Origin of the sequence: Paractinoplanes toevensis, from assembly GCF_018332695.1 — a bacterium.
Classification (GTDB): domain Bacteria; phylum Actinomycetota; class Actinomycetes; order Mycobacteriales; family Micromonosporaceae; genus Actinoplanes; species Actinoplanes toevensis.
Window position 1 is genome coordinate 1 of sequence record NZ_BOQN01000033.1, and the last position, 23,423, is coordinate 23,423.

The following is a 23,423-nucleotide window of genomic DNA, read 5'->3' on the forward strand; positions in this document are numbered from 1 at the left end:
AACCACTGGTTGAGCCCAAGGTCCGCGCGGCAACTCGACAAGGTCGAGTCGGGCCGAGTCGCCGGTGGGGCATATATGCGGCATGTCATGGTTCTCGGCGACGGTCCGGCTCACGATGTGGAAGCGATGTCCACGCAGCAGGACCGGCGCCGGGATGCGAGACTGTCGCCCAGTATCCGAGACCTTGGGCAACTATCCGGGAGGCCTCGCGTAGGCGCCACCGGGGGCCCGGTTGCGTTGCACGCGACGGCGGGCCGGCCCTGCGGACTGCGGATTCCACACGGGTCTTCCGGGTCGCCGGTTTCGTCGACCGGACACCCGGCATTCCGGCGAACGCGTCTATCCGTGCCAGACCGCGTCTACCTCTGGGGCGACTCGGCGGCCCTGGGCTATGGCCGCCTCGATGGCCGGCTCCCACCGGGCGGCGTCGAAGACGTTCGGGCCCAGGGCTTTCAGAGCCTCCTCGTCGGGGGCGATCAGGGCGACCTTCGAACGCTGCCGTAGGGCGTCGATCTCGGCGGTCGGGGCGCCGTGCATGCGGACCGGCGCGAGCGGCGCCAGGACCACGATCCGGGACGCCTCCGATGCCAGGTCGGCGTTGGTGCCGGAGCGGACGCCGCCGTCCATGTAGCGGCTGCCGTCGACCGTTACCGGCGGGAAGATGCACGGCACCGCGCAGCTGGCCGCGACCGCGCGGTCGAGTGGCACGCCGGACGCGCGGTCCCACACCACCGGGGTGCCGGTGGCGGCATCGACCGCGGTGATCAGCAGCGGCCGGGCCGGCCACTCGAACAGTGGCAGGCGCCGGGTCAGCAGCGCGACGTAGGCCGCCTCCGTCACCACGTCGGCGGCCAGGGCCAGTTCGCCCACCTCGGCCCGGATGCCGGCCGGATCCCGGCTCTCGTCGGTGAGCACCGCGTAGGCGCGGGAGCCACGCTGCCAGTCCGGCTCGATCGGCGGGTCCGACTCGCCCATCTGTGCCTCCATGCGCACGGCGTCGGCGAGGTCGATGTCGCCCGCGACGACGGCGCCGGCGATCGAGCCGGCCGAGGTGCCGACCACCAGGCCGGCCGTGGTCAGGTCGACGCCCGCGTCGCGCAGGCCGGTCAGCAGTCCGAGATGCCAGGCGATGCCGGTGATGCCACCGGCGCCCAGAACCAGAGCGGTGTCCATGGATCAATGGGTAGCACGTCCGGCCCAAATGGGCGCAGCCGGGTCATTCGGACTGCAGGGCGCGCCACCAGGTGGGGTTCGCGCGGTACCAGGCGATCGTGGTGGCCAGGCCGGAGCTGAACTCGATGCGGGGGCGCCAGCCGAGCTCGCGGCGGATCTTGTCGTCGTCGAGGGCCCGGCGGTGGTCGCCGGTCTTGTGGCCGGGGGTCGCGGTTACGTGGTCCCAGGTCAGGTCGAGCTCGGCCAGGATCAGGCCGGTCAGGTCGCGTTCGGTCAGCTCCACCGTGCCGGCCACGTGGTAGATCTCGCCGGGGCGGCCCTCCAGCAGGGCCAGGGCGATGCCGTGGCAGTGGTCGTCGACGTGCAGCCAGTCGCGCACCCGGCCGCCGTCGCCGCTCAGCGGGGCCGCCCGCCCGTCCAGCAGGGCCGTCACGAGCCTCGGGATGGTCCGGCCGGGGTGTTGGTAGGGGCCGTAGTTGTCGCTGCCGCGGGTCACCACGACGGGCAGGCCGTGGGTGCAGTGGTAGGCGAGGGCCATCAGGTCGGCGCCGGCCCGGGCGGCGGCCGCGGGAGTGGTGGGGGTGAGCGGGGAGCGTTCGGTCCAGGCGCCGCTGTCGATCGAGCCGTAGACGTCACCGGTGGAGACGTGCACGAAACGGGCGATGTCCAGCCGGTGGGCGGCTTCGAGAAGCACCTCGATGCCGGTCACACCGGCGGCGGCGAAGTGCACCACGGCGTCGTGCCCGCGCAGGGCGGCGCCGACCACGGGAGCGTCGGACGCGTCGGCCGGGACGAAATCGAGCCGCTTGCTCTCGGCGACGGGGCCCAGGTTGGCGAAGTTCCCCGCGTACGCCATCTTGTCCAGGACCGTGACCGAGGCACCCTCCAGGCCCGGCAGACGGTCCGCGAGGACCGCCCGCACGAAGTGCGAGCCGATGAAGCCGGCGCCGCCGGTGACCAAGAGGTTCATCGCACCGGCGAGTTTAGCCGGGCCGGCCTGGCCGGCACCCGATCCGGTGAGCTGGCGCGGACGCGCAGTGCCGGGGAATGCGCGGCTGGTGACTGCCAATGGGTGCCGGATGAGGCTAGTGTTTCGTCATGGAACGGCGAATTTTCGGCCTCGAGACCGAGTACGGAGTCACGTGTACTTATCGGGGGCAGCGGCGGCTGTCACCGGACGAGGTGGCTCGCTACCTGTTCCGCCGAGTGGTGTCCTGGGGGCGCAGCAGCAACGTCTTCCTTCGCAACGGTGCCCGTCTCTACCTCGATGTCGGCTCGCACCCTGAGTACGCAACGCCCGAGTGTGACTCGGTCACCGATCTGGTGGCGCACGACCGGGCCGGCGAGCGGATCCTGGAGGGTCTGCTGGTCGATGCCGAGAAGCGGCTGCACGACGAGGGGATCGCGGGCGAGATCTACTTGTTCAAGAACAACACCGACTCGGCCGGTAACTCGTACGGCTGCCACGAGAACTACCTCGTCAGTCGGCACGGAGAGTTCGGGCGGCTCGCCGACGTGCTCATCCCGTTCCTGGTCACCCGGCAGTTGATCTGCGGTGCCGGCAAGGTTCTGCAGACGCCGCGGGGTGCCGTGTTCTGCCTGTCCCAGCGGGCCGAGCACATCTGGGAGGGCGTCTCCAGCGCCACCACCCGGTCCCGGCCGATCATCAACACCCGCGACGAGCCGCATGCCGACGCCGAGCGTTACCGGCGGCTGCACGTGATCGTCGGCGACTCCAACATGAACGAGGTCACCACCCTGCTCAAGGTGGGCTCGGCCGACATCGTCCTGCGGATGATCGAGGCGGGCGTGGTCATGCGCGACCTGTCGCTGGAAAACCCGATCCGGGCGATCCGTGAGGTCAGCCACGACGTCACCGGCCGTCGCAAGATCCGCCTGGCCAACAACAAAGAGGTCAGCGCGCTGGAGATCCAGCAGGAATACCTGGCGAAGGCGACCGAGTTCGTCGAGCGGCGCGGCGGCGACCAGACCGCCAAGCGGGTCGTCGAGCTGTGGGGCCGGGTGCTCAACGCGGTCGAGAGCGGCAACCTCGACACGGTCTCCCGCGAGATCGACTGGGTGTCGAAGTACAAGCTGATCGAGAAATACCAGGCGAAGCACGAGATCCCGATGTCGCACCCGCGCATCGCGCAGCTCGACCTGGCCTACCACGACGTGCGCCGCGGCCGCGGGCTGTACGCCCTGATGGAGAAGCGCAAGCAGGTCGACCGGATCGCCAACGACCTGGAGATCTTCGAGGCCAAGGAGACGCCGCCGCAGACCACCCGGGCCCGGCTGCGCGGCGAGTTCATCAAGCACGCGCAGGAGAAGCGCCGCGACTTCACCGTCGACTGGGTGCACCTGAAGCTGAACGACCAGGCGCAGCGCACGGTGCTGTGCAAGGACCCGTTCCGCGCCTACGACGAGCGGGTCGAGCGGCTGATCGCCAGCATGTGACCGCGGTTTAGGCTGGTCGGGTCATGACTGAGCCCGACCAGCCCGAACGCACCGCGGAAGACGTCGCGTGGGGCCGCCTGCAGCGGCGCCGCGACCGCATCCGGGCCGAGGTCCGCCGCAACCGCGCCGGCGGCCACCGCATCCCGACCTGGGTCCTGGCCGCCGTGCTGGGTGTCTTCCTGCTCGGCTGGCTGGCGTTGATCTTGAAAAGCTGAGCGGCAACCGAACCGCAACCGGTGAACACCGGGGTTCGCTACCGGGTGCCGGTGTCATTGACCGGATGAGCGGGCGAGGCTGGAAGATATACGCGGCGATCGCCGTCGCGGTCATCGCCGGGTACCAGCTCATCCCGGCCGACGGCTGGTGGGAGAGCGGCTGGCAGACGGCCGTCGGCTGTCTCGGCGTGGCCGGCATCCTGATCGGCGCGCACCGCCTGCCACGCCGCGACCGGCTGCCCTGGTGGTGTTTCGCGTTCGGGATCGGCGCCAACGTCACCGGCATCCCGGTCTCGATCTACTGCTCCGAGGTAGCCGGCTGGGACAGCATGCCCAGCCTCTCGGATCCGTTGTTCCTGCTGCTCTACCCGGCCTGCGGGGTCGGGTTGGCGTTGCTGATCCGGCGCCGGGAGCCGCGCGGCAACTGGACGGCGCTGGTCGACGTCCTGACCATCACGACCGGGGTGGGTCTGCTCGCCTGGGTCTACGTGATCGAACCGGTCACGGCGGGCCAGGACATCGACATGCTGGGGCGGGGCGTGCAGGCCGCGTACCCGATCGGTGATCTGCTGCTGCTCGCTCTGATGACCCGGTTGCTGCGCGGCGGCGGCAGCCGCGGCGCGCCGTTCTGGTGGATCACCGCCTCGCTCGGCGCGTTCCTGCTCGGCGACATCGCCTGGGTGGTGATCGGCGACCTGGGCACGGTCGGCGCCGAGCTGGAGGCCACCCAATGGGTGCACCGCTCGATCGACATGGTGTTCCTCGCCGCGTTCGTGCTGTTCGGCATCGGTGCGCTGCATGCGAAGGCCAAGGACGTGGGGGCCGCGAACGCGTTGCAGCCGGCCCGGCTCGGCCGGATCCAGCTGGCGTTGCTCACCGCCGCGTCGCTGGTCGCGCCCGGGTTGCTGGCGCTGCAGCTGCATCAGGGCCACGGCCGCGTCGCCAACGGCACGGCCATCACGATCTGTTGCACCACGCTGTTCCTGCTCGTGGTGATCCGGATGGCGCAGCTGGTGCGGGAGATCGAACAGCAGGCCGCACGGGTGGCCGAGATGGCCCGCCAGGACGAGCTGACCGGTCTGCCCAACCGTCGGGCCTGGAACGACGAGCTGCCCAGGGCCCTCGATGCCGCCCGTCGCGACGGCCGGGCGATCAGCGTCGCGGTGCTCGACCTCGACCTGTTCAAGCAGTACAACGACGCGCACGGCCACCCGGCCGGGGACCGCCTGCTCAAGGAGTCGTCGGCGGCCTGGTACGGCGCGCTTCGCCGGGTCGACCTGCTGGCCCGTTACGGCGGCGAGGAGTTCGTGGCGCTGCTGCCCGGTGCGGACGCCGAGGAGGCGAGTGCGGTGCTGGAACGGGCTCTGCGGGCCACCCCGGGCGGCCAGACGTTCTCGGCCGGGATCGCGGTCTGGGATCACACCGAGACGAGCGACCAACTTGTCCAGCGGGCCGACGAGGCGCTCTACGCGGCGAAGGCGGCCGGCCGCAACCGGATCATGGCGTCAGCAGCGACGCCGCATGCCGTCCCGCCGCTGCCGCGGTGAGGAAGTAGGCGCGGTCCTGGTCCAGGCCGCGGCCCATGGTGGACAGGCCGACCGGCGATTTTCGCAGGGCTTCGTCGAGGCCGTCGGCCGGGACGCGGACCAGGCGGTGCCGCTCGGCGAGCGGCGCGAGCGCCGCATCGACCACCGCGGCCAGGGCGGGGTCCAGGCCGTCCGGCACCGGCAGGTCGGCGGGGAGCAGGGCCACTTTTCCGTACGCGGTGAGCGAGTGATGCGATACGCCCCGGTGCCGGGGCCGGCCGTCGCCGTCGGAGACGCGCAGCGAGCCGACCGGACGCCCGCCCAGGGTGCCGATCGCGTTGATCGCCTCGCCCAGCGCCACCCCGGAGAAGCCCCAGGTGGTGCCGGTGCCGAGGTTGCCGGGGCCCTGCGCCACCACGGTGATGTCGGCGCCCAGCACGTGCCGGCAGGCGAGCAACCCGGTGTGCACGGTGCTCGCCTCGAGGTCACCGCCGAACGCCTGGCCGGTGGTGACCGTGCCGGCCAGGTGGTCACGCAGCCCGTCCAGGGTGCGGGAGAACCACGCCGGTAGCGCTCCGCCGTCGGTCATGACGTACGCGACCCTGGCTGTCGAATTGTCGGCCCGGATGCCGGCCAGGATGGCCGGCAGGGCCGAATGCAGGTCCGCGGTGACCACCGGCATGCCGTCGAGGGACTCGGCGGCGGCCATCACCGCGCGATGCGGGGAGGCCTCCTCGTCGACGCCGAGCAGGATCGGCTGCAGGGGCGTGTACCGGGCTTTCACCAGGTGACCGGCGTCGCGGGTGGCGCCGTCGTCGACCGGGTCGGGCGGCAGCCGGTCGGGCAGCGCCACCACCAGGGCGTACCCGCCGGTGCCCAGGCCCATCACCAGCGCGCCCACATTGAGCAGCACCCGGTCGCCGGGCTCGGGCTCGCCGACCAGCTCGGGATAGGCGAGCGCGCGCAGTTCCTGATCGCCGACCGTCACCGCAAGCTCGACCGCGCCCCGCCACCGTCGCCGAATTGCCCGAACTGTCCCGGACCGCCATCGCACCATGACCGGCGAGGCTACTCGACGCCGCCGTTGAGATGGTTGCTGCCGGCCTTCCCGCGCGTCGGATCCAGGAAGACGTACCGGATGCCGGGGTAGCGGGTGCGCAACCGGCGTTCGGCCTCGTCGGACGCCTCCTCGATCTCCCCGCCGCTCACGTCGTCGTCGAAGTCGACCTTGGCGGCGACCAGGATGTCGCCCGGCCCGAGCTGCATGGTCAGCAGCGTCGGGACCGCCACCACGATCGGGATGCTGTTCAGGTCCTCCTGGATCAGCTGGTGCATCCGGCGCGGCACCGAGCGGCCGACCAGCAGCGACGCGTTGCTGTGCGCGAGGATCGCGGCGACCAGGAACAGCAGGACGCCGATCGCGATCGAGCTGATGCCGTCCCACACCTCGTCGCCGGTCATCTGGGTGAGCCCGAGGCCGAGCCCAGCCAGGATCAGGCCGATCAGGGCGGCCGAGTCCTCGAAGTAGACGGCCTTCACCGTGGTGTCCGGGGTCAGCCGCAGGAACCGCGACCGGGTCACGCCCCAGCGCCGCGACTCCCCGGCGACCTGGCGCTGGGCGCGCAGGAACGAGGTGCCCTCGGCCACGAAGGAGATCGCCAGCACCAGGTACGACCAGAGGAACTCGCCGCTCTTCTCGTCGGCCACGATACTGGTGATGCCGTGGTAGATCGAGAATCCGGCGCCGCCGACGAAGGTGAACAGGGCGGCGATGAACGCCCAGACGAAACTCTCCTTGCCGTACCCGAACGGGTGTTCCTCGTCGGCCGGTTGGCGGCCGCGCACCAGCGCGACGTAGAGGAAGACCTCGGTGATCGTGTCGGCCAGCGAGTGGACCGCCTCGGACAGCATCGCGGCCGAGCCGGAGAACAGGCCCGCCACCAGCTTCGCGATGGCGATCGCGAGGTTGGCCGCGCCGGCCAGGATGACCGTGCCGATGCTCTCGCTGCCCTCGGTGTCTGCTTCGCCGGCGGCCAGTGGTTCGGCCGCGGCCAGGCCGACCGGTGCCTCTTCTTCAGATGTCACGACACCATCCTTCTCCAGGCTGGTCACGAATAACCGTCGGGGCGTGCAGGCTGCTAGCGTTGCGTCTCGTGTCGCGCACCCGCACCGAGCGCCTGGTCAATCTGGTGATCTGCCTGCTGTCCACCCGGAGGTTCCTGACCGCCGCGCAGATCGCCGCGACCGTGCCCGGTTACGAGCACGACCCCGAGGACCCCCGCGACCACGAAGCCTTCCAGCGCAAGTTCGAGCGGGACAAGGCCGAGCTGCGCGAGCTCGGCGTGCCCCTCGAGACCGGTACGGCGAGCGTCTTCGACCAGGAGCCCGGCTACCGCATCGCGCACCGTGAGTACGCATTGCCGGACATCATCCTCGAGCCCGACGAGGCCGCCGCGGTGGGCATCGCGGCCCGCCTCTGGCAGCACGCCGGCCTCGCCGCCGCCGCGTCGTCCGGGCTGGCCAAGCTGCGGGCGGCCGGGGTCGAGGTCGACCCGCAGGCCACCCTCGGCGTCGAGCCGGTGGTCACCGTCGACCCGGCGTTCGGGCCGCTGACCAACGCGGCGCGGGACCGGCGGGCGGTCACGTTCAGCTACCGGGTGCCGGAGGTCGACGACGCGGCCACCCGCCGTCTCGAACCGTGGGGCGTGGTCTGCTGGCGCGGCCGGTGGTATGTGGTGGGTCACGACCGCGACCGCGACGCCACCCGGTGCTTCCGGCTCTCCCGCATCGTCGGCAACGTGCGCCCGGTAGGCCGGCCCGGCGCGTTCACCCCGCCGGCCCAGGTCGACCTGATCAGTCACGTCTCCGGCTGGGACGGCCGCACCCCGTGGACCGGCCAGGCCTCGGTGGTGGCCAAGCCCGGCAAGGCCGCCGGCCTGCGCCGATGGGCGGTCGAGACGCTGCCGGGTCCGGAGGGCGACAAGCTGACCCTTCCGTACGCGGACGCGGAACGGCTCGCCGCCACCATCGCCGGCTACGGGCCGGACGTCCGGGTCGAGGGACCGCCGGAGGTGCGCGAGGCCGTGATCCAGCTGCTCAAGGAGGTCATGACGAGGCACGACGGCGTGGTTGCGGCATGACCGGGCCGAAACCCTCCGTCGATCGCCTCGGGCGCCTGCTCAACCTCGTCCCCTATCTCCTCGCTCGGCCGGGGATCTTGGTCTCGGAAGCCGCCGCCGACCAGGGGGTCAGCGAGAAGCAGCTGCGCGAGGACCTCGAGCTGCTGTGGGTCTGCGGCCTGCCCGGGTACGGCCCGGGGGACCTCATCGACATGGCGCTGGACGGGGACCGGGTCACGATCAGCCACGACGCCGGCATCGACCGGCCGCTCAAGCTCACCCAGGACGAGGCGCTCGCCCTGGTGGTGGCGCTGCGGATGCTCGCCGAGACACCCGGCACCGGCACCCGCGACGTCATCGAGCGGGCCCTCGCGAAGATCGAGAACGCGGCCGGTGACCTGGCCGACGCGCCGGTCGCCGTCAAGCTGCCGGCCAACGCCGAGAAACTCGACCGGGTCCGCGCGGCGGTCGAGGGCGGGCACGCACTGCAGATGACCTACTACACCGCTGCCCGGGACGAGACCACGTCGCGCGTGGTCGATCCGATGCGGGTGGTCATGGTGGACGGGCGCGCGTACATGGAGGCCTGGTGCCGCCGCGCCGAGGCCGTCCGGATGTTCCGGGTCGACCGGATCGACGCGTTCACCGAGCTGGACGAGCCGTCCGCGCCGCCGCCCGCGGCCGTGCCCCAGGACGTCACCGACGGCGTCTTCCGGCCCACCGCCGACCTGCCGCTGGTCACCCTGCGGATCGGCCGGCACAGCCGGTGGATCACCGAGTACTACCCGGTCGAGGACATCCGCCGGGAGGGCACCGGCGAGGAGTGGGTGGTGACCATGCGGGTCACCGACCTGGGCTGGGCCCAGCGGCTGCTGCTCGGCCTGGGCCCGGACGTGATCGTGGTCGGCCCGCCGGAACTTCTCGACCGGATCCGGGCGCAGGCCGCGGCCGCGCTCGACCAGTACAGCAGCCCCGCCGGGTAGGGTGGCCGGGTGCTGCTCTGGGTGTGGATCGCCGTAGTCGTCGTCGCGCTGATCATTCTGATCGCCGCGGCCGTGCCGTTGCTGGGCCGTCTCGGTGCGCTGCGCCGGGCCGCCGGGAAACTGCAGGCCCGGCAGACCCAGGCACTCACCCTGCAACAGAAGGTCGAGGCCCTGCAGGAACGGGTCGAGGCCGTCTCCGCCCAGGTGAGCCGCCAGTAACCTTTACAGATCTTGTGAAGGGCCGGTAGCGTGCGGCGTTCCTTCCCCGTTGTCCAAGACTTCGCGGCCAGGAGCAAAACCCACGGGGTCCGGTGGGCTACTTCACCAGAAACGACACGTACGATGGACCCCGCACAACTGATCCGACCGACTGGAGTTATCCCATGGGCGCTTTGAAGCCATGGCACATTCTCATCTTCGTGGTGGTCCTGGTGCTGCTGTTCGGTGCGAAGCGGCTCCCCGATGCTGCCCGCTCGCTGGGCCGGTCGCTGCGGATCATCAAGGCGGAGACCAAGGGCCTGATCGACGACGACAACAACGTCGCCGAGAAGGCCGAGCCGCAGTACTCACGTCAGCCGATCCAGGGTGAGGTGCCGCAGCCCAACGGCTACCAGCAGGCCCCGCCGCCGCCCGGCCAGCCGCAGTACCAGCAGCAGCCGCCGGCTCAGCCCTACGTCGACCCGGTGCAGCGCACCAACGACCGCTGATCCGAGATCATGGCGCTGACCCTTCGCCGTCCGGGGAAACCTAGCAAGTTCGAGCAGGCCGCCGACGGCTCGATGACGCTGATCGACCACATCCGGGAGCTGCGCAACCGGCTCTTCATCGCGTCGCTCGGTCTGGTTGTCGGCCTGATCGTCGGCTTCATCGTGTCGAACTGGGTCTTCGGCCTGCTCAAGGAGCCATACTGCGATCTGCCGTCCTCATGGGCGGTGCGGGCCGACGGCACGCAGTACTGCGACTTCGTGGTCCTCGGCGTCGGCGACGGCCTGATGCTCCGGCTCAAGATCGCGCTATGGGTCGGCATCATCGTCGGTGCCCCGGTCTGGCTCTACCAGCTCTGGGCGTTCATCGCCCCCGGTCTGCACCGGCACGAGCGCAAATGGGCCTACATCTTCGTCGCCATCGCGGCGCCGCTGTTCTCGGTCGGCGCGGTCCTGGCCTACCTGGTGGTCGGCCACAGCCTCGCCTTCATCATGGAGGCCGGCGTCCTCGGCGAGTCGACGAAACTCGAGGTGTCGAGCTATATCGGCTTCGTCACCAGCATGCTGCTGCTGTTCGGCGCGGCGTTCGAGTTCCCGCTGATCCTGCTGATGCTGAACTTCACCGGAGTGGTCTCGGCCCGCCGGCTGCTCAGCTGGTGGCGGATCGTGATCTTCCTGTCGTTCGCGTTTGCCGCCATCGCCACGCCCGACCCCGGCCCGTTCGGCATGACGCTGCTCGCCGCCTGCATGTCCCTGCTCTACTTCATCGCGGTCGGCGTCGCGTTCCTTTACGACAAGCGCAAGGGCCGCGGCAAGGAGATCTACGCCGATCTCGACGACGACACGATCTCGCCGCTCGACGAGGACGACCGGGTGCCGGTCGGCGCGTCCGATCCGATCGAGGCGCCCAGCCCGATCGAGTCGCCCACGCCGGTCAGCAAGCCCCTGCCGATCGAGGGCCGCTTCGACGACATGACGTAGTAACGTCACCCGCCATGACGAGCGGTGACATCGCGGTGCTGGCCAACCCCCGTGCGGGGCGCGGCCGGCACCGCGGTCTGCTTCCGGGGGTGGTGCAGCGTCTGGAGGCGACCGGCCGTCCGGTGCGGCTGCTCGACGCGCACACATCGGAGGAGGCCGAGAAGGCCTGCCACCGGGCCGTCGCCGACGGGGCGGTCGCTCTCGTCGCCGTGGGTGGTGACGGCACCGTGCACCAGGCTTTGCAGGCCGCCGCCACGCGGGAGGTGGGCTTCGGGGTCGTGCCGGCCGGGACGGGCAACGATTTCGCGGCTGGGACCGGCGTACCCTCCGATCCTCTGCGGGCCGCGTCGGCCATTGCCGACGCCCTTCGGGCCGGCCGGAGCCGGGCCATTGATCTTGCGCGGACCAGCGGGACCGACCGGGAAGAGCGGTGGTTCGGGGCCGTGCTGGCGGCCGGCTTCGACGCGATCGTCAACGAGCGGGCCAACCGGATGCGGTGGCCGCGCGGACCGCGGCGGTACGACCTGGCGATCGTCCTGGAGATGGTGCGGGTGCGGCCGCGGGTCTACGCGTTGGAGATCGACGGCGCCGACCACGGCTTCGAGGGCACGCTGGTCGCCGTCGGCATCTGCCCGAGTTACGGCGGTGGACTGCGGATCCTGCCGGACGCCGATCCGGCCGACGGGCTGCTCGACGTGGTGATCGCGGCGCCGCTGAGCCGGGTCGCGATGACCCGCCTCAAGCCCCGCCTGCGCCGCGGCACCCACGTGACCGATCCGCGGGTCCGCACGTTCCGGGCGCGGCAGGTGCGGCTGCACGCCGACGGCATCGTCGCCTACGCGGACGGGGAGCGGATCGGGCCGTTGCCGCTGGAGATCACCTGCGTTCCCGGGGCCCTGCGGCTGCTGGTCTGACGGGTTCTGACCGTTTCGCCGGGTGCGGTCGGGTTGCGCGGGCGGCCTGGCGGTCAGTTCTCTCCGGGGCGGCCGAACGTGTTGGCATGTCGCTGAACTCGCTCCGCTCGCTGACCAACGCCGCCTCGCTCGCCACCACGGCGTTTGACACCGCGCGGAGCACGCTGAAGTCGATGGCCGACGCGGCGGCCGCGACGGCTCCCTCGGCATCCCCGGGCGGGGAGCCCGGCGGCAAGGCTGCCACCACCGCACCGGCCCCCGCTTCCGCCGCTGAGCCGGCCAAGGCCGAGGCCGCCGCCCCCGCGAAGCCGAAGGGCGTCCGTAAGGGCGTCGCCCTGGACGCTTACGCCTGAGGCCGGAGTGCGGCGATGCCGGCCAGGATGAGATCGACGCCGGCCAGGAACTGTTCCCGGTCGTCGTGCTCACGCAGCTGACCGGCGATGTCGTGCAGGAACGGATAGTCGCCCGGGTCGAGGCCCTCCCACATCGTCGACTCGCCGGCCAGCAGTGCGGTTCGGCTGGCGTCCGGCTGGGCCCGCCGGAGCTCGGCCGCGTTCGCCGCGTTCGCCGCGTTCTGGCTGGCGGCGCCGACGATGAACAGCATCAGTGCGGTCGCCGACGTGAACTGGGCGGGACCGGGCACGCCGAGCGCCTGCACCCGCTGCCCGAGGCGCTCGAAGATCCGCAGCGCCTCCGACTTCCACGGCCCCTGGGCGAGTTGCCCGGCGAGCCAGGGGTGCTCGTCGATCGCGTCGAACAGGCCGAGCGCCAGCGCGCGGACCTCGGCCTCGGGCGTGGCCTCCGCAACGGTCGTCGCGCCGGCCAGGACGGCGTCAGTCGCGGCGCCCAGCAGCTCGCTCTTGTTCGCCACGTGCCAGTAGATCGCGCCGGCGCCGGTCCTCAGCTCTGCACTGAGGGCCCGGAAGGTCAGCCCGTCCGCACCGGCGGCGTCGAGCAGCTCGACCGCCGTGGCGACGATGCGCTCCCGGGACAGGGCGTCCGTACGCCGGTCGGTGTGCCGTGCCTTACTCGCCATGCACCCATCTTGACATGTCTGGAACGGCGTTCCAAACTGGGTTCTGGAACGACGTTCCAGCGTCGTCGGGAGGGGGATCGTGATGAGTGCCAACGTCCTTGAGGTGCGCGAGCCGGTGCGCGCCAACTCGCTGCGGGCCGTGTGGCCCGCGATCCTGGGGCTGTCGGTCGTCTTCTTGGTGGAGATGCTCGACAACTCCGTGCTCAACGTCGCGCTGCCGACGATCGCGCGGGACCTGAACGCCTCGGCGTCCGACCTGCAGTGGATCACCACCGGTTATTCGCTGCTGTTCGGCGGCCTGATGATCGCGTTCGGCGCGATCGCCGACCGGGTCGGCACCAAACGGATGATGCTGATCGGGCTGAGCCTGTTCGCGGTCGCCAACCTGCTCGTGCTGTTCGTGCGGACGCCGGGCGAGCTGATCGCGCTGCGGGCCGCGATCGGGGTCACCGCCGCGATGACCGCGCCCGGCACCATGGCGCTGTGCTTCCGCCTGTTCGACCAGGAGAATCTCCTGATGCGGGCGACCGGCTTCATCTCCACGGTCGGCCTGATCGGGATGGCGGCCGGCCCGACCCTGGGCGGTCTGGTCCTCGAGATCGCGCCCTGGCGGGCGCTGCTGGTGGCCAACGTGCCGATCGCCGTGCTCGCGGTCATCTGCATCCGCCGCGGCATCCCGGCCGACGACCCGTCGAACCGCAATGCCACGCCGCTCGATCTGCTCGGCGCCATGCTCGGCACGGCCACGATCATCCTGGCGCTCTGGACCGCCACCCTGGTCGTCGAGGACGGCTGGGGCTCGGCCGCGCCGTGGGCGGCCGGTGTGGGGGCCGTGCTCAGTGCCGTCGGCTTCGTCGTCCGGGAACGCCGCACCGCCCACCCGGTCATCGACTTCGCCCTGATCAGGCGGCCCAACGTCTCGGCCGGCCTCGCCTACCAGGCCGCGCTCGGCCTCGGGATGGCCGCCCTCGCCTACGGCGTCACGCTTCAGCTCCAGCTCGTCTGGGGCTGGTCACCGGCCCAGGCCGCGCTCGGCAGCCTTCCGCAGATCATCACCATGATCGCTATCGGCCCGTTCGTGGAGAAGTTCGTCGGGAAGCTCGGCACCCACCGGGCCGGCCCGATCGGCGCCGCCGCGGTCATCGCCGGCCTGCTGATCTACGCGCTGCTCGGCCGGTACCAGTACACCTGGATCGCGATCGCGCTGGTGCTCGCCTCGGCCGGCATGCGGGTGATCATGATTCTCGCGACCGTCACCGTCATGCGCGGCCTCCCGGAGGACCTCACCTCCACCGGCGCCGCCCTCAACGACACCGGCACCGAGGTGGCCAGCAGCATCGGCCTGGCGGTCACCGGCACCATCGTCGCCGCCGCGCTGACCGGGCCGCTCACCGACATCGGCCGCAGCGCGGCCGGGGCACACGCCTTCGAGAACGCCATCACCACGGCGACCCTCGCGCTCACCGCCGTCTGCGCCGCCCTCGTCGTCTGGGCCGCCCGCCGCGCATCCCGCGGCGCCGGCCCGGCCTGATCCGCTGGGGCCGGCGGGGCGCGGTTGGGGTCAGGCCTGGCAGCCGGCCAGGGCCAGGGTGGCGGACAGGCCGTTGGGGCGGCCCGGCTCGGCGGCCGGGAGCACCAGGGCGGCGCAACCCGCGTCGACCGCGCCGGCGTCGGCCGGGGTGTCGCCCACCATCAGGGTGCGCTCCGGGTCGACGCCGAGCATGCCGCAGGCGCGCAGGAAGATCGCCGGGTCGGGTTTGAGCCGGCCCACCTCGTAGCTCAGGGTGTACGCGTCGACGAGCGGTTCCATGCCCCAGGCCGCGAAGTGCGGGCGGATGTCGAAGCCGACGTTGCTGACCACCGCCACCTTGATGCCGGCGTCGTGCAGGATGCGCAGCGTGTTCGCGGTGTCGGCGTAGGGGAGCCAGCCCTCGGCGGCCAGCAGCCGGTCGTACAGGGCGTCGGGGAGGCCGGCCACATCCGTCGTCACGGTCGCGGCCAGACCCGTGTAGGCGGCGCGGTGGCTGTGGGCGTACAGATCGCGGTCGGCCCAATGCTCGGCCAGATGGGGTGGGACGCGGTGCGGAACCGGCCCGCCGGGCCGCCCCGCCATGACCAGGCGGTCGGCCAGGACCGTCGCCTTTCCCCGGTCGAGATCGTGGCCGCAGGCCGCCGCGGCCTGCTGCACCCAGCGAACCGAATCCTCCACCTGGGCGAGGGTGCCGTGGAAGTCGAACAAAACGGCGTCGACCTGTCGGGGCGATTCCACGGCTTCCGGCACGGGTGCACCATACCGAGCCCGCCGGTGCTGCGAGTTGTCACACCCAGGAAGTAGCGTTGTGGTCATGACGAGTCCCGCCGAAAGGTTTGCGGAGTCCAAGCGGCGGGCGGCCCGGCAGGCCGAGTTTCCCCAGCTGCAGGACTTCATGCTCGATGTGGGCTTCGACCTCGACGATTTCCAGCGCTCGGCCTGCGAGGCGCTGGAGCGCGGCAGCGGCGTGCTGGTGTGCGCGCCGACCGGCGCCGGCAAGACCGTGGTGGGTGAGTTCGCGGTGCACCTGGCGCTGCGGGCGGGGGAGCGCAAGTGCTTCTACACCACGCCGATCAAGGCGCTGTCCAACCAGAAATATCATGATCTGGTCGACCGCTACGGCGCCGACAAGGTCGGCCTGCTCACCGGCGACAACGCGATCAACGGCGACGCCCCCGTGGTGGTGATGACCACCGAGGTGCTGCGCAACATGCTCTACGCCGGCTCGGCCTCGCTCAACGGGCTGGCCTATGTGGTGATGGACGAGGTCCACTACCTGGCCGACCGGTTCCGCGGCGCGGTCTGGGAAGAAGTGATCATCCACCTCCCGGCCTCGGTCAACCTGGTCTCGCTGTCCGCGACGGTCAGCAACTACGAGGAGTTCGCCGACTGGCTGGTCACCGTGCGCGGCGAGACCGAGGTCGTGGTCAGCGAGCACCGGCCGGTCCCGCTGTGGCAGCACATGCTGGTCGGGCGCCGCATGTTCGACCTGTTCCACGACGCCGACGCGGCCCGCAAGCACGACGTGCACCCCGAGCTGCTGCGCTACTCCCGCGAGATGGAGCGCCGGCTCGAGATGACCGACCGGTCCTACGGTCCGGGAAACCGGGGCGGCCGGTCGCGCCGCTGGCAGCCGCCGCCGCGGCCCGAGGTGGTCGACCGGCTCGAGCGGGCCGGGCTGCTGCCGGCCATCCTGTTCATCTTCAGCCGGGCCGGTTGCGACGCGGCCGTGCAGCAGTGCCTGGCCGCCGGCCTGCGGCTCACCGACCCCGACGAGCGGGCCGAGATCCGGCGCATCGCCGACGCCAAGGTCGCCTCGATCCCGCGCGAAGACCTGTCGGTGCTGGGCTACTGGGAGTGGCTCGACGGCCTCGAGCGCGGCGTCGCCGCCCACCACGCCGGCATGCTGCCCGCCTTCAAGGAGGCGGTCGAGGAGTGCTTCGTCAACGGCCTGGTCAAGGCGGTCTTCGCCACCGAGACGCTGGCGCTCGGCATCAACATGCCGGCCCGCTGCGTGGTCCTCGAGCGCCTGGTGAAATACAACGGCGAGGCGCACGTCGACCTGACCCCGGGGGAGTACACCCAGCTGACCGGCCGGGCCGGCCGCCGCGGCATCGACGTCGAGGGCCACGCCGTCGTGCTGTGGAGCCCCGAGGTCGACCCGCGGCACGTGGCCGGGCTCGCCTCCACCCGCACCTATCCGCTGCGCTCGTCGTTCCGCCCGTCCTACAACATGGCGGTCAACCTGGTCGGCACGGTCGGCGCCGACAAGGCCCGTGATCTGCTCGAGTCGTCGTTCGCCCAGTTCCAGGCCGACCGCTCGGTGGTCGGGCTGGCCCGGCAGGTCCAGCGCAACGTCGAAACCATGGAGACGTACGGGTCGGACGCCGCCTGCCACCACGGCGACTTCGACGAATACTTCGGTCTGCGCATCGCGATCGCCGATCGGGAGCGGGCCCTCGCCCGCCAGGGCGCCAACCAGCGCCGGGCCGAGGCGGTGTCCTCGCTCGAGCGGCTCAAGGTCGGCGACGTGATCCGGGTGCCGCAGGGGCGGCGGGCCGGGCTCGCCGTCGTGCTCGAGCCGCCGACCGGCGGGTTCGGCGAACCGCGGCCGCTCGTGCTCACTCAGGACCGATGGGCCGGCCGGATCAGCCCCGCCGACTTCCCCGGCTCGGTCGAGGTGCTGGAGCGCATCCGCGTACCCAAGCATTTCAACCACCGCTCGCCCGCCGCCCGCCGCGACCTCGCCGCCCGGGTCTCCGCCACCGGCCTGGACCGGCACGGCGGCGGCCGCCGCGGCCGGCGCGGAAACGCCGGCAACCCCGGCGAGGACGCCGAGATCGCCCTGCTCAAGGTCAAGATGCGGCAGCATCCGTGCCACGCCTGCCCCGAGCGGGAGGAACACGCCCGCTGGGCCGAGCGGCGGCACCGCCTCCAGCGCGACACCGACGCGCTGCGCGACAAGGTGGCCGGGCGCACCGGTTCGCTGGCCCGCACGTTCGACCAGGTGTGCACGGTGCTGACCGACCGGGGCTACCTGACCGCCGACGGCGAGGTGACCGACGCGGGCCGCATGCTCGGGCGCATCTGGTCCGAGGCCGACCTGCTGGTCGCCGAGTGCCTGCGGCAGGGGGTGTGGGACGGTCTCGCGCCCGAGGAGCTGGCCGCGGCGGTGTCCATGGTGCTCTACGAGTCGCGGCGCGAGGGCGACGACCGCGCCTCGGTGCCCAAGGGCCCGATCACCGCGGCCGTCGACACCTGCACCAAGCTGTGGGGCGAGATCGCCGCCGACGAGGCCGCGCACGGGCTGACCCTGACCCGCGAGCCCGACCCCGGCTTCGTCTGGCCGATGTACCGGTGGGCCCGCGGCGAGCCGCTCGCCGCGGTGCTGGCCAGCGGCCACAACTACGACGCCGACATGCCGGCCGGCGACTTCGTGCGCTGGGCGCGGCAGGTGCTCGACCTGCTCGGCCAGATCAAGGAGGCCCCGGCGTCGACGACCGAGGTCCGCGACGCCGCCCGCAAGGCGATCAAGTTGGTCAACCGGGGGGTGCTGGCCTACCAGGTCGAGCTCTAGAGTGGCTGTCCATGGTGGACGCGAAGATCGACACGTCGCAGGCGCATCCCGCGCGGCGGTACAACTACTGGCTGGGCGGTTCGCACCACTTCGAGGCGGACCGCGCCTCCGGCGACGCGATCGAGGCCGCGATGCCGACGATCCGGCTGATGGCCGTCGAGAACCGCCGGTTCGTCGGCCGGGCCGCGCGGTTCGTCGCGGCGCAGGGCGTGCGGCAGTTCCTCGACATCGGCACCGGCCTGCCGGCGCCCGGCGGCATCGACGCACCCGGCGCCCGCATCCTGCACGTGGACAACGATCCGCTGGTGACCTCGCAGGCGGCGTCGCTGCCCGGCCCCTACATCGAGGCCGACGTGCGGTCGCCGCGGGAGATTCTCGAGCATCCGTCGTTCGCCTTTCTCGACCCGGGGCAGCCGGTCGGGCTGATGCTGGGGGCGGTGCTGCACTTCGTGCGCGACGACGAGGACCCGGCCGGGATCGTGCGGACCTTGCTGGCCGCGCTGGCGCCCGGCAGCTACGTCGTCGCCAGCCACGCCACCTGGGAGTACGTTCCGGCGGCGGTAATCGGGAAGCTCCAGGCGTCGAACGCCGACGGTCGTTTCGTGCCGCGCCCGGGTGCGGCGTTCTGGGCGTGGTTCGCCGGCCTGGAGATGGTTCCGCCCGGCCTGGTGTCGGTGGCGCACTGGCACGCCGGCGAGGAGTCGCAGCCGCGCCCGTCGGCGGAGGACGTGGGGTGCAACGGGCTGGTCGCACGGCTGCCGTGATCTTCCGAGCTTCGCCGGGCATACTCGTTACCCGTTGGTAAGCGTGGCGGAGGGAACATCATGCGGGTCTATGCGCGGCCGCAGTTCTGGTGGCGTGCGGTCATCGTGGCCTGCGGGGTGTCCGGGTTGCTCATGGGCGAGCAGCGGGTCATCTACTACACCTGCCAGAGCAACCTCATCACGCTCGGATTCTTCGCGGGCACGCTGTACTGGATGATCAAGCGGCAGACGGTTGATCCGCCCGCGCCTCGGCTGCGGGGTGCGGTCACGCTGTGGATTCTGATCACCTGCCTGATCTCGCATTTCATGCTCAACCACGGGGCCAACCCGCTGCCGGGGCTGGCCGCCGCTGATCCCGCGGTCGCGACCACCAACCGGTCGATGTTCCTGGTCCACTACGTGGTGCCGGTGATGGTGCTGATCGACTGGGTGGCGTTCGGGCCGCACCGGATGGTGCGCTGGCGGGACATTCCGCTGTGGATCCTCTACCCGCTCGGGTACGGGCTGGCGGTGGAGTTCCGCGCGGTCCTCGTGCCGACGGCGCCGATTCGCTACCCCTACTTCTTCCTGGACCCGAGCACGCGCGGCTACGACTGGGTCAGCGGGCAGTTCGTCGAGTTGGCGGTGATCTTCGCGGTGCTGGGGGCGGCGGTGGTCGGCCTCGATCGGCTGGCGTCGCTCGGCGCCCGGCGTCCTGCGATGCCGGCTCCGCGCCAGGCGGCGGCACCGGGGCGAGCCGGTGGGCCGGAGCAGACCGGTGACTTGGAGCAGGCTGGCGGCTCGGCCTCGGTGGCGGAGCCGGTCGAGGCGCATGAAGCCCACTGACCGGTGGCGGCAGCTGCTCGACGAGCGACTACGCGAAGCCGTCGCCGTGCTCGGGCAGACGCCCGGCGTCCACGGGCTCATCGTGGCCGGCAGTATCGGGCGCGGCGAACCCTGGCCCATGTCCGATATCGACGTGCTGCCGATCTACGACGACTCCACCGATCCGGAGGAGTCGGCGACCCGGCTCGACCGGCGTCGCGCCGAACTCGTCGACTGGTGGACCGGATCCGGTCGCGCCCAGGCCCTCGACGTCGGTTGGCTGGCCTTCACCACCACCGAGGTCCGCGAGACGGTCGCCGCCGGACCGGAACATGCGGTCGCCCAGATTGCCCAACCGCGCTGGTTCCACGGGATCGACAAGGCCTACGGCGGGCACGCCGCCGACCCCGGGGACGAACTCGGCACGGCGTTCGCCGACTGGATCCGCACCGTCCGGTTCCATCCCGCGGTCGTCGCCGCCCGCATCGACCTCTGGTATCAGCAGGCCACCGACGCTCTGGCCGAGGCGACCCGAATCCGCACCGCGGACCCGGCCGGCGCCACCCAGCTGCTGCGGGTCTCGGCCCGCGCGCTGCGCCTGGTCCTCATCGAACGGTGGGGTGAACGGCTCGGTTCCCTGGGCCGGGAATGGACCCGTTTCGAGCGCATGGCCGAACGGCACGGCCAGATGGCTCTCGCCGCCCGGATCGCCGTCCTGGCCTCGGCCGGCCCGGACAGCTCGGAGCAACGCGCCGAACTCGCTCCGGCCTGGCTGCGGGAACGTATCGATCTGTGCTACGCCGCCCGCATCGCGGTCGGTGAGGACGTCAGCCAGGCCGAGAACGCCCGCGACCAGATCGCCGCCTTCACCGACCTCGCCTCCCGGCGGCCCCAGTTCCGTGGACCGTGGATCGCTTCACCCGACCCGGCCCTCGACGCCCACCTGGCCGAGCTCCGCGAACTGATCACCCAGCACCGCTGACCCGCACCGGAAAACGGGTGGCGTGGCGCCGGTGGGCGTCAATAGCGTGCTGCTGGAACAAGTTGTCCAGGTGGGGACGTGCCGTTGTACACCCTGTGAGACCTCCCGAGCGCTGATCTGTCGCGCGACGCCGATGGGCGTCGTGCACCTTCTTGCTGCGGATTTCTCACTGGAAACGGTGTCCCTCTGTGCTCGAAAACTGGATGGTTGTGCCTGTTCGCCTGCCCCTTGTCCGCCGTCGTTGTCACACGTGTGCGGCGGTGCGGTTCCGGGCGAGCGGGAAATTTCGCGTCAACGCCAATCACAAACTTCTCGATGTCTGGCTGCTCGTGCTCTGTGCCGGGTGCGGGGAGACGGCGAAGCTCACGATTCTGGAGCGGACCACGGTTCGGTCCATCCGGCCGGGGCTGCTGGACCGGTTGCACGACAACGATCTCGGGCTGGTGTTCGAGCTGCTCCAGGATCCGGTGGTGCAGCGGCGTAACCGGATCGCCCTCGACTGGGCGGGTGCCTGGCGTCTCGACACCGGCAGATCGGACCACCTCGATCGCGACGTGAACGAGGTGATGGAGGTGGCGGTGCGCTTCGCGGCCCGGATCCCGGTTCGGCCGGTTCGGCTGATCGCCGATGGGTGCGGCCTTTCCCGGGCCGAGGTGGACGGTCTGATCGCGGAAGGGAAGGTGGTTTCGGCGATCCGGCTGGGCGGCACTCGCTCCGGCGATTTCACCTTCACGCTCAAGCGGTGAACCCGTGCCGCCGCCGGGCAATGCCTGGCCGGCGGCGGCGCGGCGCGAGGTGGTCAGGCGGTTACGCGGCCGAAGCGGACCTCGCGCCAGGACCAGATCTTCGCGAGACGGACCCGGTCGCCGGGTTTCGGCGCGTGCCAGACCTGGCCGCCACCGGCGTAGACGCCCACGTGGTAGGAGTGCTGGCCGTGCACCCAGAAGACCAGGTCGCCGGGGCGGGCCGCGGTCCGGCTCACCGGGTGGGCGGCGTGGAACTGGGCGTTCGCGGTGCGCGGCAGGGCGATGTGCACGCTGCGGAAGACGTAGGTGGTCAGGCCGGAGCAGTCGAACACGTCGGGCCCCTGAGCTCCGCGGCGGTAGGGCTTGCCACGCTGGGCTTCAGCGGCTGCCATCAGCCGCGCGGCGGCCGAGGCAGGGGCGGCGGCGAAGGCAGGGGCGGCGGCGAAGGCAGGGGCGGCGGCGAAGGCAGGGGCGGCCGGACCGGCGACCAGGACGGCCGCGACGGACAGGACGACGGAAAACACCCAAACGGGCAGGGCAAAGCGGGACACGAGGTTCCTTGGCCCTTCAATCGCCTGCGAGGTCAGCCACCGCCGGCGGCTTGGTTCCCCCGCTTCCGCCCACTGAAGTTTCCGGTCGGAGACAGGTCATCGACCGCGCCCGGTGGGCGGGACTCGGCGTCCAGGTGCGGTGTGGCGGCCGCCCGGTGCCGGGTGGCTGCGCCGGACACGATCGACCGCGGGCCGGGGACCCGGCACGGAAACCGGGGCTTGTTACCGAAGCGCTACCCGTGAATCGGGGCATCCCGGCCGGTCAGGGGCAGACCGGACCCGCCCCAGGCCCTCGCTATGATCTCCGCCGCGATCGCCACGGCGGTCTCCTCGGGGGTTCGCGCACCCAGGTCCAGTCCGATCGGGGCGGACAATCTCGCCAATTGGGTCGCGGACACCCCGGCCTCGCGCAGGCGGCGCAAACGATCCTCGTGGGTGCGACGGCTGCCCATCACGCCGATGTAGCGCGCGGGAGTGCGCAACGCGACCTCCAGGAGCGGCACGTCGAACTTCGGGTCGTGGGTGAGTATGCAGAGGACGGTGCGTTCGTCCACCGGGGTCGACTCCAGATATTGGTGCGGCCACTGGACTATCAGGTCGTCGGCGGTCGGGAAACGCTTGCGGGTGGCGAATACCGGACGGGCGTCGCAGACCGTCACGTGGTAGCCCAGGAAACCTCCGATCTTTGCCACCGCACCGGCGAAGTCGATCGCCCCGAACACGATCATGCGAGGTGGCGTGAGGTAGGTCTGCACGAAGACCTCGACGTCCTCCTGGCGCTGTTCGCCGTGGTCGCCCAGGTGCACGATGCCGGTGGTGCCGGCGGCCAGCATCCCGGCCGCCTGCTGTTCGGCGGCGTGGTCGAGGCCTGGATCGCCGAGCGTGCCGGACGTGCGGCCGGGCCAGATCACCAGCTGGTTGTCGGCCATCGACGCGGTCGCCACCGGGTGGCCGTCGGTGATCGCGGTCAGCACCTCGGCCAGGTCCACGAGGGCCACGTCCGGCTGGATCAGCAACTCGATCGTGCCGCCGCAGGTGAGACCGACCTCGAAGGCGTCGCCGTCGCTCACGCCGTACGTCTGCTGCTGGGCCTTTCCGGTCTTGATGACCTCCTCGGCGGCGGCGTAGACGGCGCCCTCGACGCAGCCGCCGGAGACGCTGCCCAGCACCTCGCCGTGTTCGTTGACGGCCATCGCCGCGCCCGGTTGCCGCGGTGCCGAACGCCAGGTGCGCACGACGGTGGCCACCGCGAACCGCACGCCGTCCGCCTGCCAGGCGGCCAGTCCGTCCACGATGTCCCGCATGATCGGTACCTTCCGCGATCATGCGGGACCTCGTCAACGGCTGGTTAAGGGATCTC

General features: G+C 71.4%; 24 protein-coding genes. 16 read left to right on the plus strand and 8 right to left on the minus strand.

Annotated elements, in window-relative coordinates:
* Positions 1-339 precede the first annotated feature (339 nt).
* Together Ato02nite_RS11840 and Ato02nite_RS11845 are read right to left on the minus strand one after the other, a co-directional pair.
* The gene (locus Ato02nite_RS11840) at positions 340-1,173 is read right to left on the minus strand and encodes a patatin-like phospholipase family protein (protein WP_213006513.1); all 834 of its coding nucleotides are present in this window, start codon (positions 1,171-1,173) and stop codon (positions 340-342) included.
* Between the two features lie 43 nt (positions 1,174-1,216).
* Entirely contained in the window at positions 1,217-2,143 is a 927-nt protein-coding gene (locus tag Ato02nite_RS11845; RefSeq protein WP_213006514.1) for a dTDP-glucose 4,6-dehydratase, read from the minus strand.
* 128 nt (positions 2,144-2,271) lie between these two features.
* On the opposite strand from Ato02nite_RS11845, the gene pafA reads away from it, so the two are divergent.
* The 3 genes from pafA to Ato02nite_RS11860 all read left to right on the plus strand — a co-directional run bounded on the left by pafA (position 2,272) and on the right by Ato02nite_RS11860 (position 5,392).
* Positions 2,272-3,630 carry a Pup--protein ligase gene (pafA, locus tag Ato02nite_RS11850; protein WP_213006515.1) on the plus strand — a complete coding sequence of 453 codons (1,359 nt, stop codon included), beginning with the start codon at positions 2,272-2,274 and terminating at the stop codon, positions 3,628-3,630.
* Between the two features lie 23 nt (positions 3,631-3,653).
* The gene (locus tag Ato02nite_RS11855) at positions 3,654-3,845 is read left to right on the plus strand and encodes a hypothetical protein (protein WP_213006516.1); all 192 of its coding nucleotides are present in this window, start codon (positions 3,654-3,656) and stop codon (positions 3,843-3,845) included.
* Between the two features lie 65 nt (positions 3,846-3,910).
* Positions 3,911-5,392 carry a GGDEF domain-containing protein gene (locus Ato02nite_RS11860; protein ID WP_213006517.1) on the plus strand — a complete coding sequence of 494 codons (1,482 nt, stop codon included), beginning with the start codon at positions 3,911-3,913 and terminating at the stop codon, positions 5,390-5,392.
* Here the strand turns inward: Ato02nite_RS11860 and Ato02nite_RS11865 are convergent.
* Both Ato02nite_RS11865 and Ato02nite_RS11870 read right to left on the minus strand, forming a co-directional pair.
* The gene (locus tag Ato02nite_RS11865; RefSeq protein ID WP_213006519.1) at positions 5,343-6,428 is read right to left on the minus strand and encodes a DUF3866 family protein; all 1,086 of its coding nucleotides are present in this window, start codon (positions 6,426-6,428) and stop codon (positions 5,343-5,345) included. The two genes, Ato02nite_RS11860 and Ato02nite_RS11865, sit on opposite strands and share 50 nt — an antisense overlap.
* Before the next feature lie 11 nt (positions 6,429-6,439).
* Positions 6,440-7,456: a cation diffusion facilitator family transporter gene (locus Ato02nite_RS11870; protein ID WP_213006521.1), complete on the minus strand. Its 1,017-nt coding sequence runs from the start codon at positions 7,454-7,456 to the stop codon at positions 6,440-6,442.
* 68 nt (positions 7,457-7,524) lie between these two features.
* On the opposite strand from Ato02nite_RS11870, the gene Ato02nite_RS11875 reads away from it, so the two are divergent.
* From Ato02nite_RS11875 to Ato02nite_RS11905, 7 genes are all read left to right on the plus strand, one after another.
* On the plus strand, positions 7,525-8,511 hold the full coding sequence (locus Ato02nite_RS11875) for a helix-turn-helix transcriptional regulator (RefSeq protein ID WP_213006522.1): 987 nt from the start codon (positions 7,525-7,527) through the stop codon (positions 8,509-8,511).
* The gene (locus Ato02nite_RS11880) at positions 8,508-9,473 is read left to right on the plus strand and encodes a helix-turn-helix transcriptional regulator (RefSeq protein WP_213006523.1); all 966 of its coding nucleotides are present in this window, start codon (positions 8,508-8,510) and stop codon (positions 9,471-9,473) included. Before Ato02nite_RS11875 ends, Ato02nite_RS11880 begins: the two co-directional genes overlap by 4 nt.
* 9 nt (positions 9,474-9,482) lie before the next feature.
* Positions 9,483-9,692 (plus strand): hypothetical protein, encoded by a 210-nt coding sequence (locus Ato02nite_RS11885; protein ID WP_213006524.1) that lies wholly within the window; start codon positions 9,483-9,485, stop codon positions 9,690-9,692.
* Positions 9,693-9,856: 164 nt separating this feature from the next.
* Positions 9,857-10,180 carry a Sec-independent protein translocase subunit TatA gene (tatA, locus tag Ato02nite_RS11890; protein WP_213006525.1) on the plus strand — a complete coding sequence of 108 codons (324 nt, stop codon included), beginning with the start codon at positions 9,857-9,859 and terminating at the stop codon, positions 10,178-10,180.
* 9 nt (positions 10,181-10,189) lie between these two features.
* The gene (tatC, locus tag Ato02nite_RS11895) at positions 10,190-11,158 is read left to right on the plus strand and encodes a twin-arginine translocase subunit TatC (protein WP_213006526.1); all 969 of its coding nucleotides are present in this window, start codon (positions 10,190-10,192) and stop codon (positions 11,156-11,158) included.
* A 14-nt stretch (positions 11,159-11,172) separates the two neighbouring features.
* Positions 11,173-12,072 (plus strand): diacylglycerol kinase family protein, encoded by a 900-nt coding sequence (locus Ato02nite_RS11900; RefSeq protein ID WP_213006527.1) that lies wholly within the window; start codon positions 11,173-11,175, stop codon positions 12,070-12,072.
* Positions 12,073-12,158: 86 nt separating this feature from the next.
* A complete protein-coding gene (locus Ato02nite_RS11905) occupies positions 12,159-12,425 on the plus strand; it encodes a hypothetical protein (RefSeq protein WP_213006528.1) in 267 nt (88 codons plus the stop codon).
* On the opposite strand, the gene Ato02nite_RS11910 is transcribed toward Ato02nite_RS11905, so the two are convergent.
* Positions 12,416-13,108: a TetR/AcrR family transcriptional regulator gene (locus tag Ato02nite_RS11910; protein ID WP_213006529.1), complete on the minus strand. Its 693-nt coding sequence runs from the start codon at positions 13,106-13,108 to the stop codon at positions 12,416-12,418. The two genes, Ato02nite_RS11905 and Ato02nite_RS11910, sit on opposite strands and share 10 nt — an antisense overlap.
* A gap of 82 nt (positions 13,109-13,190) precedes the next feature.
* On the opposite strand from Ato02nite_RS11910, the gene Ato02nite_RS11915 reads away from it, so the two are divergent.
* Complete coding sequence (locus Ato02nite_RS11915) at positions 13,191-14,639, plus strand: MFS transporter (RefSeq protein WP_213006530.1); 1,449 nt, start codon at positions 13,191-13,193, stop codon at positions 14,637-14,639.
* Positions 14,640-14,669: 30 nt separating this feature from the next.
* Here Ato02nite_RS11915 and Ato02nite_RS11920 read toward each other — a convergent pair whose 3' ends face one another.
* Positions 14,670-15,389: an HAD family hydrolase gene (locus Ato02nite_RS11920; RefSeq protein WP_246606637.1), complete on the minus strand. Its 720-nt coding sequence runs from the start codon at positions 15,387-15,389 to the stop codon at positions 14,670-14,672.
* Positions 15,390-15,453: 64 nt separating this feature from the next.
* Between Ato02nite_RS11920 and Ato02nite_RS11925 the strand changes: the two genes are divergently transcribed.
* From Ato02nite_RS11925 to Ato02nite_RS11945, 5 genes are all read left to right on the plus strand, one after another.
* Positions 15,454-18,216 carry a DEAD/DEAH box helicase gene (locus Ato02nite_RS11925; protein WP_213006532.1) on the plus strand — a complete coding sequence of 921 codons (2,763 nt, stop codon included), beginning with the start codon at positions 15,454-15,456 and terminating at the stop codon, positions 18,214-18,216.
* A gap of 11 nt (positions 18,217-18,227) precedes the next feature.
* Positions 18,228-18,980, plus strand: coding sequence for an SAM-dependent methyltransferase (locus Ato02nite_RS11930; RefSeq protein ID WP_213006533.1), 753 nt, complete (start codon positions 18,228-18,230; stop codon positions 18,978-18,980).
* Between the two features lie 60 nt (positions 18,981-19,040).
* A complete protein-coding gene (locus tag Ato02nite_RS11935) occupies positions 19,041-19,805 on the plus strand; it encodes a Pr6Pr family membrane protein (protein ID WP_213006534.1) in 765 nt (254 codons plus the stop codon).
* Positions 19,792-20,766: a nucleotidyltransferase domain-containing protein gene (locus Ato02nite_RS11940; RefSeq protein WP_246606639.1), complete on the plus strand. Its 975-nt coding sequence runs from the start codon at positions 19,792-19,794 to the stop codon at positions 20,764-20,766. Before Ato02nite_RS11935 ends, Ato02nite_RS11940 begins: the two co-directional genes overlap by 14 nt.
* Positions 20,767-21,026: 260 nt before the next feature.
* Positions 21,027-21,512: a DUF1062 domain-containing protein gene (locus Ato02nite_RS11945; protein ID WP_246606642.1), complete on the plus strand. Its 486-nt coding sequence runs from the start codon at positions 21,027-21,029 to the stop codon at positions 21,510-21,512.
* A gap of 53 nt (positions 21,513-21,565) precedes the next feature.
* Here the strand turns inward: Ato02nite_RS11945 and Ato02nite_RS11950 are convergent, their stop codons facing one another.
* Complete coding sequence (locus tag Ato02nite_RS11950; RefSeq protein ID WP_213006536.1) at positions 21,566-22,036, minus strand: C40 family peptidase; 471 nt, start codon at positions 22,034-22,036, stop codon at positions 21,566-21,568.
* Positions 22,037-22,296: 260 nt separating this feature from the next.
* Positions 22,297-23,367 (minus strand): XdhC family protein, encoded by a 1,071-nt coding sequence (locus Ato02nite_RS11955; RefSeq protein WP_213006537.1) that lies wholly within the window; start codon positions 23,365-23,367, stop codon positions 22,297-22,299.
* Positions 23,368-23,423: the final 56 nt, after the last annotated feature.

Coding starts and splice junctions, on each gene's coding strand:
- Ato02nite_RS11840 (WP_213006513.1), bottom strand. CDS start 1,173: ATGGACACCGCTCTGGTTCTGGGCGCCGGTGGCATCACCGGCATCGCC.
- Ato02nite_RS11845 (WP_213006514.1), bottom strand. CDS start 2,143: ATGAACCTCTTGGTCACCGGCGGCGCCGGCTTCATCGGCTCGCACTTC.
- pafA (WP_213006515.1), top strand. CDS start 2,272: ATGGAACGGCGAATTTTCGGCCTCGAGACCGAGTACGGAGTCACGTGT.
- Ato02nite_RS11855 (WP_213006516.1), top strand. CDS start 3,654: ATGACTGAGCCCGACCAGCCCGAACGCACCGCGGAAGACGTCGCGTGG.
- Ato02nite_RS11860 (WP_213006517.1), top strand. CDS start 3,911: ATGAGCGGGCGAGGCTGGAAGATATACGCGGCGATCGCCGTCGCGGTC.
- Ato02nite_RS11865 (WP_213006519.1), bottom strand. CDS start 6,428: ATGGTGCGATGGCGGTCCGGGACAGTTCGGGCAATTCGGCGACGGTGG.
- Ato02nite_RS11880 (WP_213006523.1), top strand. CDS start 8,508: ATGACCGGGCCGAAACCCTCCGTCGATCGCCTCGGGCGCCTGCTCAAC.
- tatA (WP_213006525.1), top strand. CDS start 9,857: ATGGGCGCTTTGAAGCCATGGCACATTCTCATCTTCGTGGTGGTCCTG.
- tatC (WP_213006526.1), top strand. CDS start 10,190: ATGGCGCTGACCCTTCGCCGTCCGGGGAAACCTAGCAAGTTCGAGCAG.
- Ato02nite_RS11900 (WP_213006527.1), top strand. CDS start 11,173: ATGACGAGCGGTGACATCGCGGTGCTGGCCAACCCCCGTGCGGGGCGC.
- Ato02nite_RS11905 (WP_213006528.1), top strand. CDS start 12,159: ATGTCGCTGAACTCGCTCCGCTCGCTGACCAACGCCGCCTCGCTCGCC.
- Ato02nite_RS11910 (WP_213006529.1), bottom strand. CDS start 13,108: ATGGCGAGTAAGGCACGGCACACCGACCGGCGTACGGACGCCCTGTCC.
- Ato02nite_RS11915 (WP_213006530.1), top strand. CDS start 13,191: ATGAGTGCCAACGTCCTTGAGGTGCGCGAGCCGGTGCGCGCCAACTCG.
- Ato02nite_RS11925 (WP_213006532.1), top strand. CDS start 15,454: ATGACGAGTCCCGCCGAAAGGTTTGCGGAGTCCAAGCGGCGGGCGGCC.
- Ato02nite_RS11930 (WP_213006533.1), top strand. CDS start 18,228: ATGGTGGACGCGAAGATCGACACGTCGCAGGCGCATCCCGCGCGGCGG.
- Ato02nite_RS11935 (WP_213006534.1), top strand. CDS start 19,041: ATGCGGGTCTATGCGCGGCCGCAGTTCTGGTGGCGTGCGGTCATCGTG.
- Ato02nite_RS11940 (WP_246606639.1), top strand. CDS start 19,792: ATGAAGCCCACTGACCGGTGGCGGCAGCTGCTCGACGAGCGACTACGC.
- Ato02nite_RS11955 (WP_213006537.1), bottom strand. CDS start 23,367: ATGCGGGACATCGTGGACGGACTGGCCGCCTGGCAGGCGGACGGCGTG.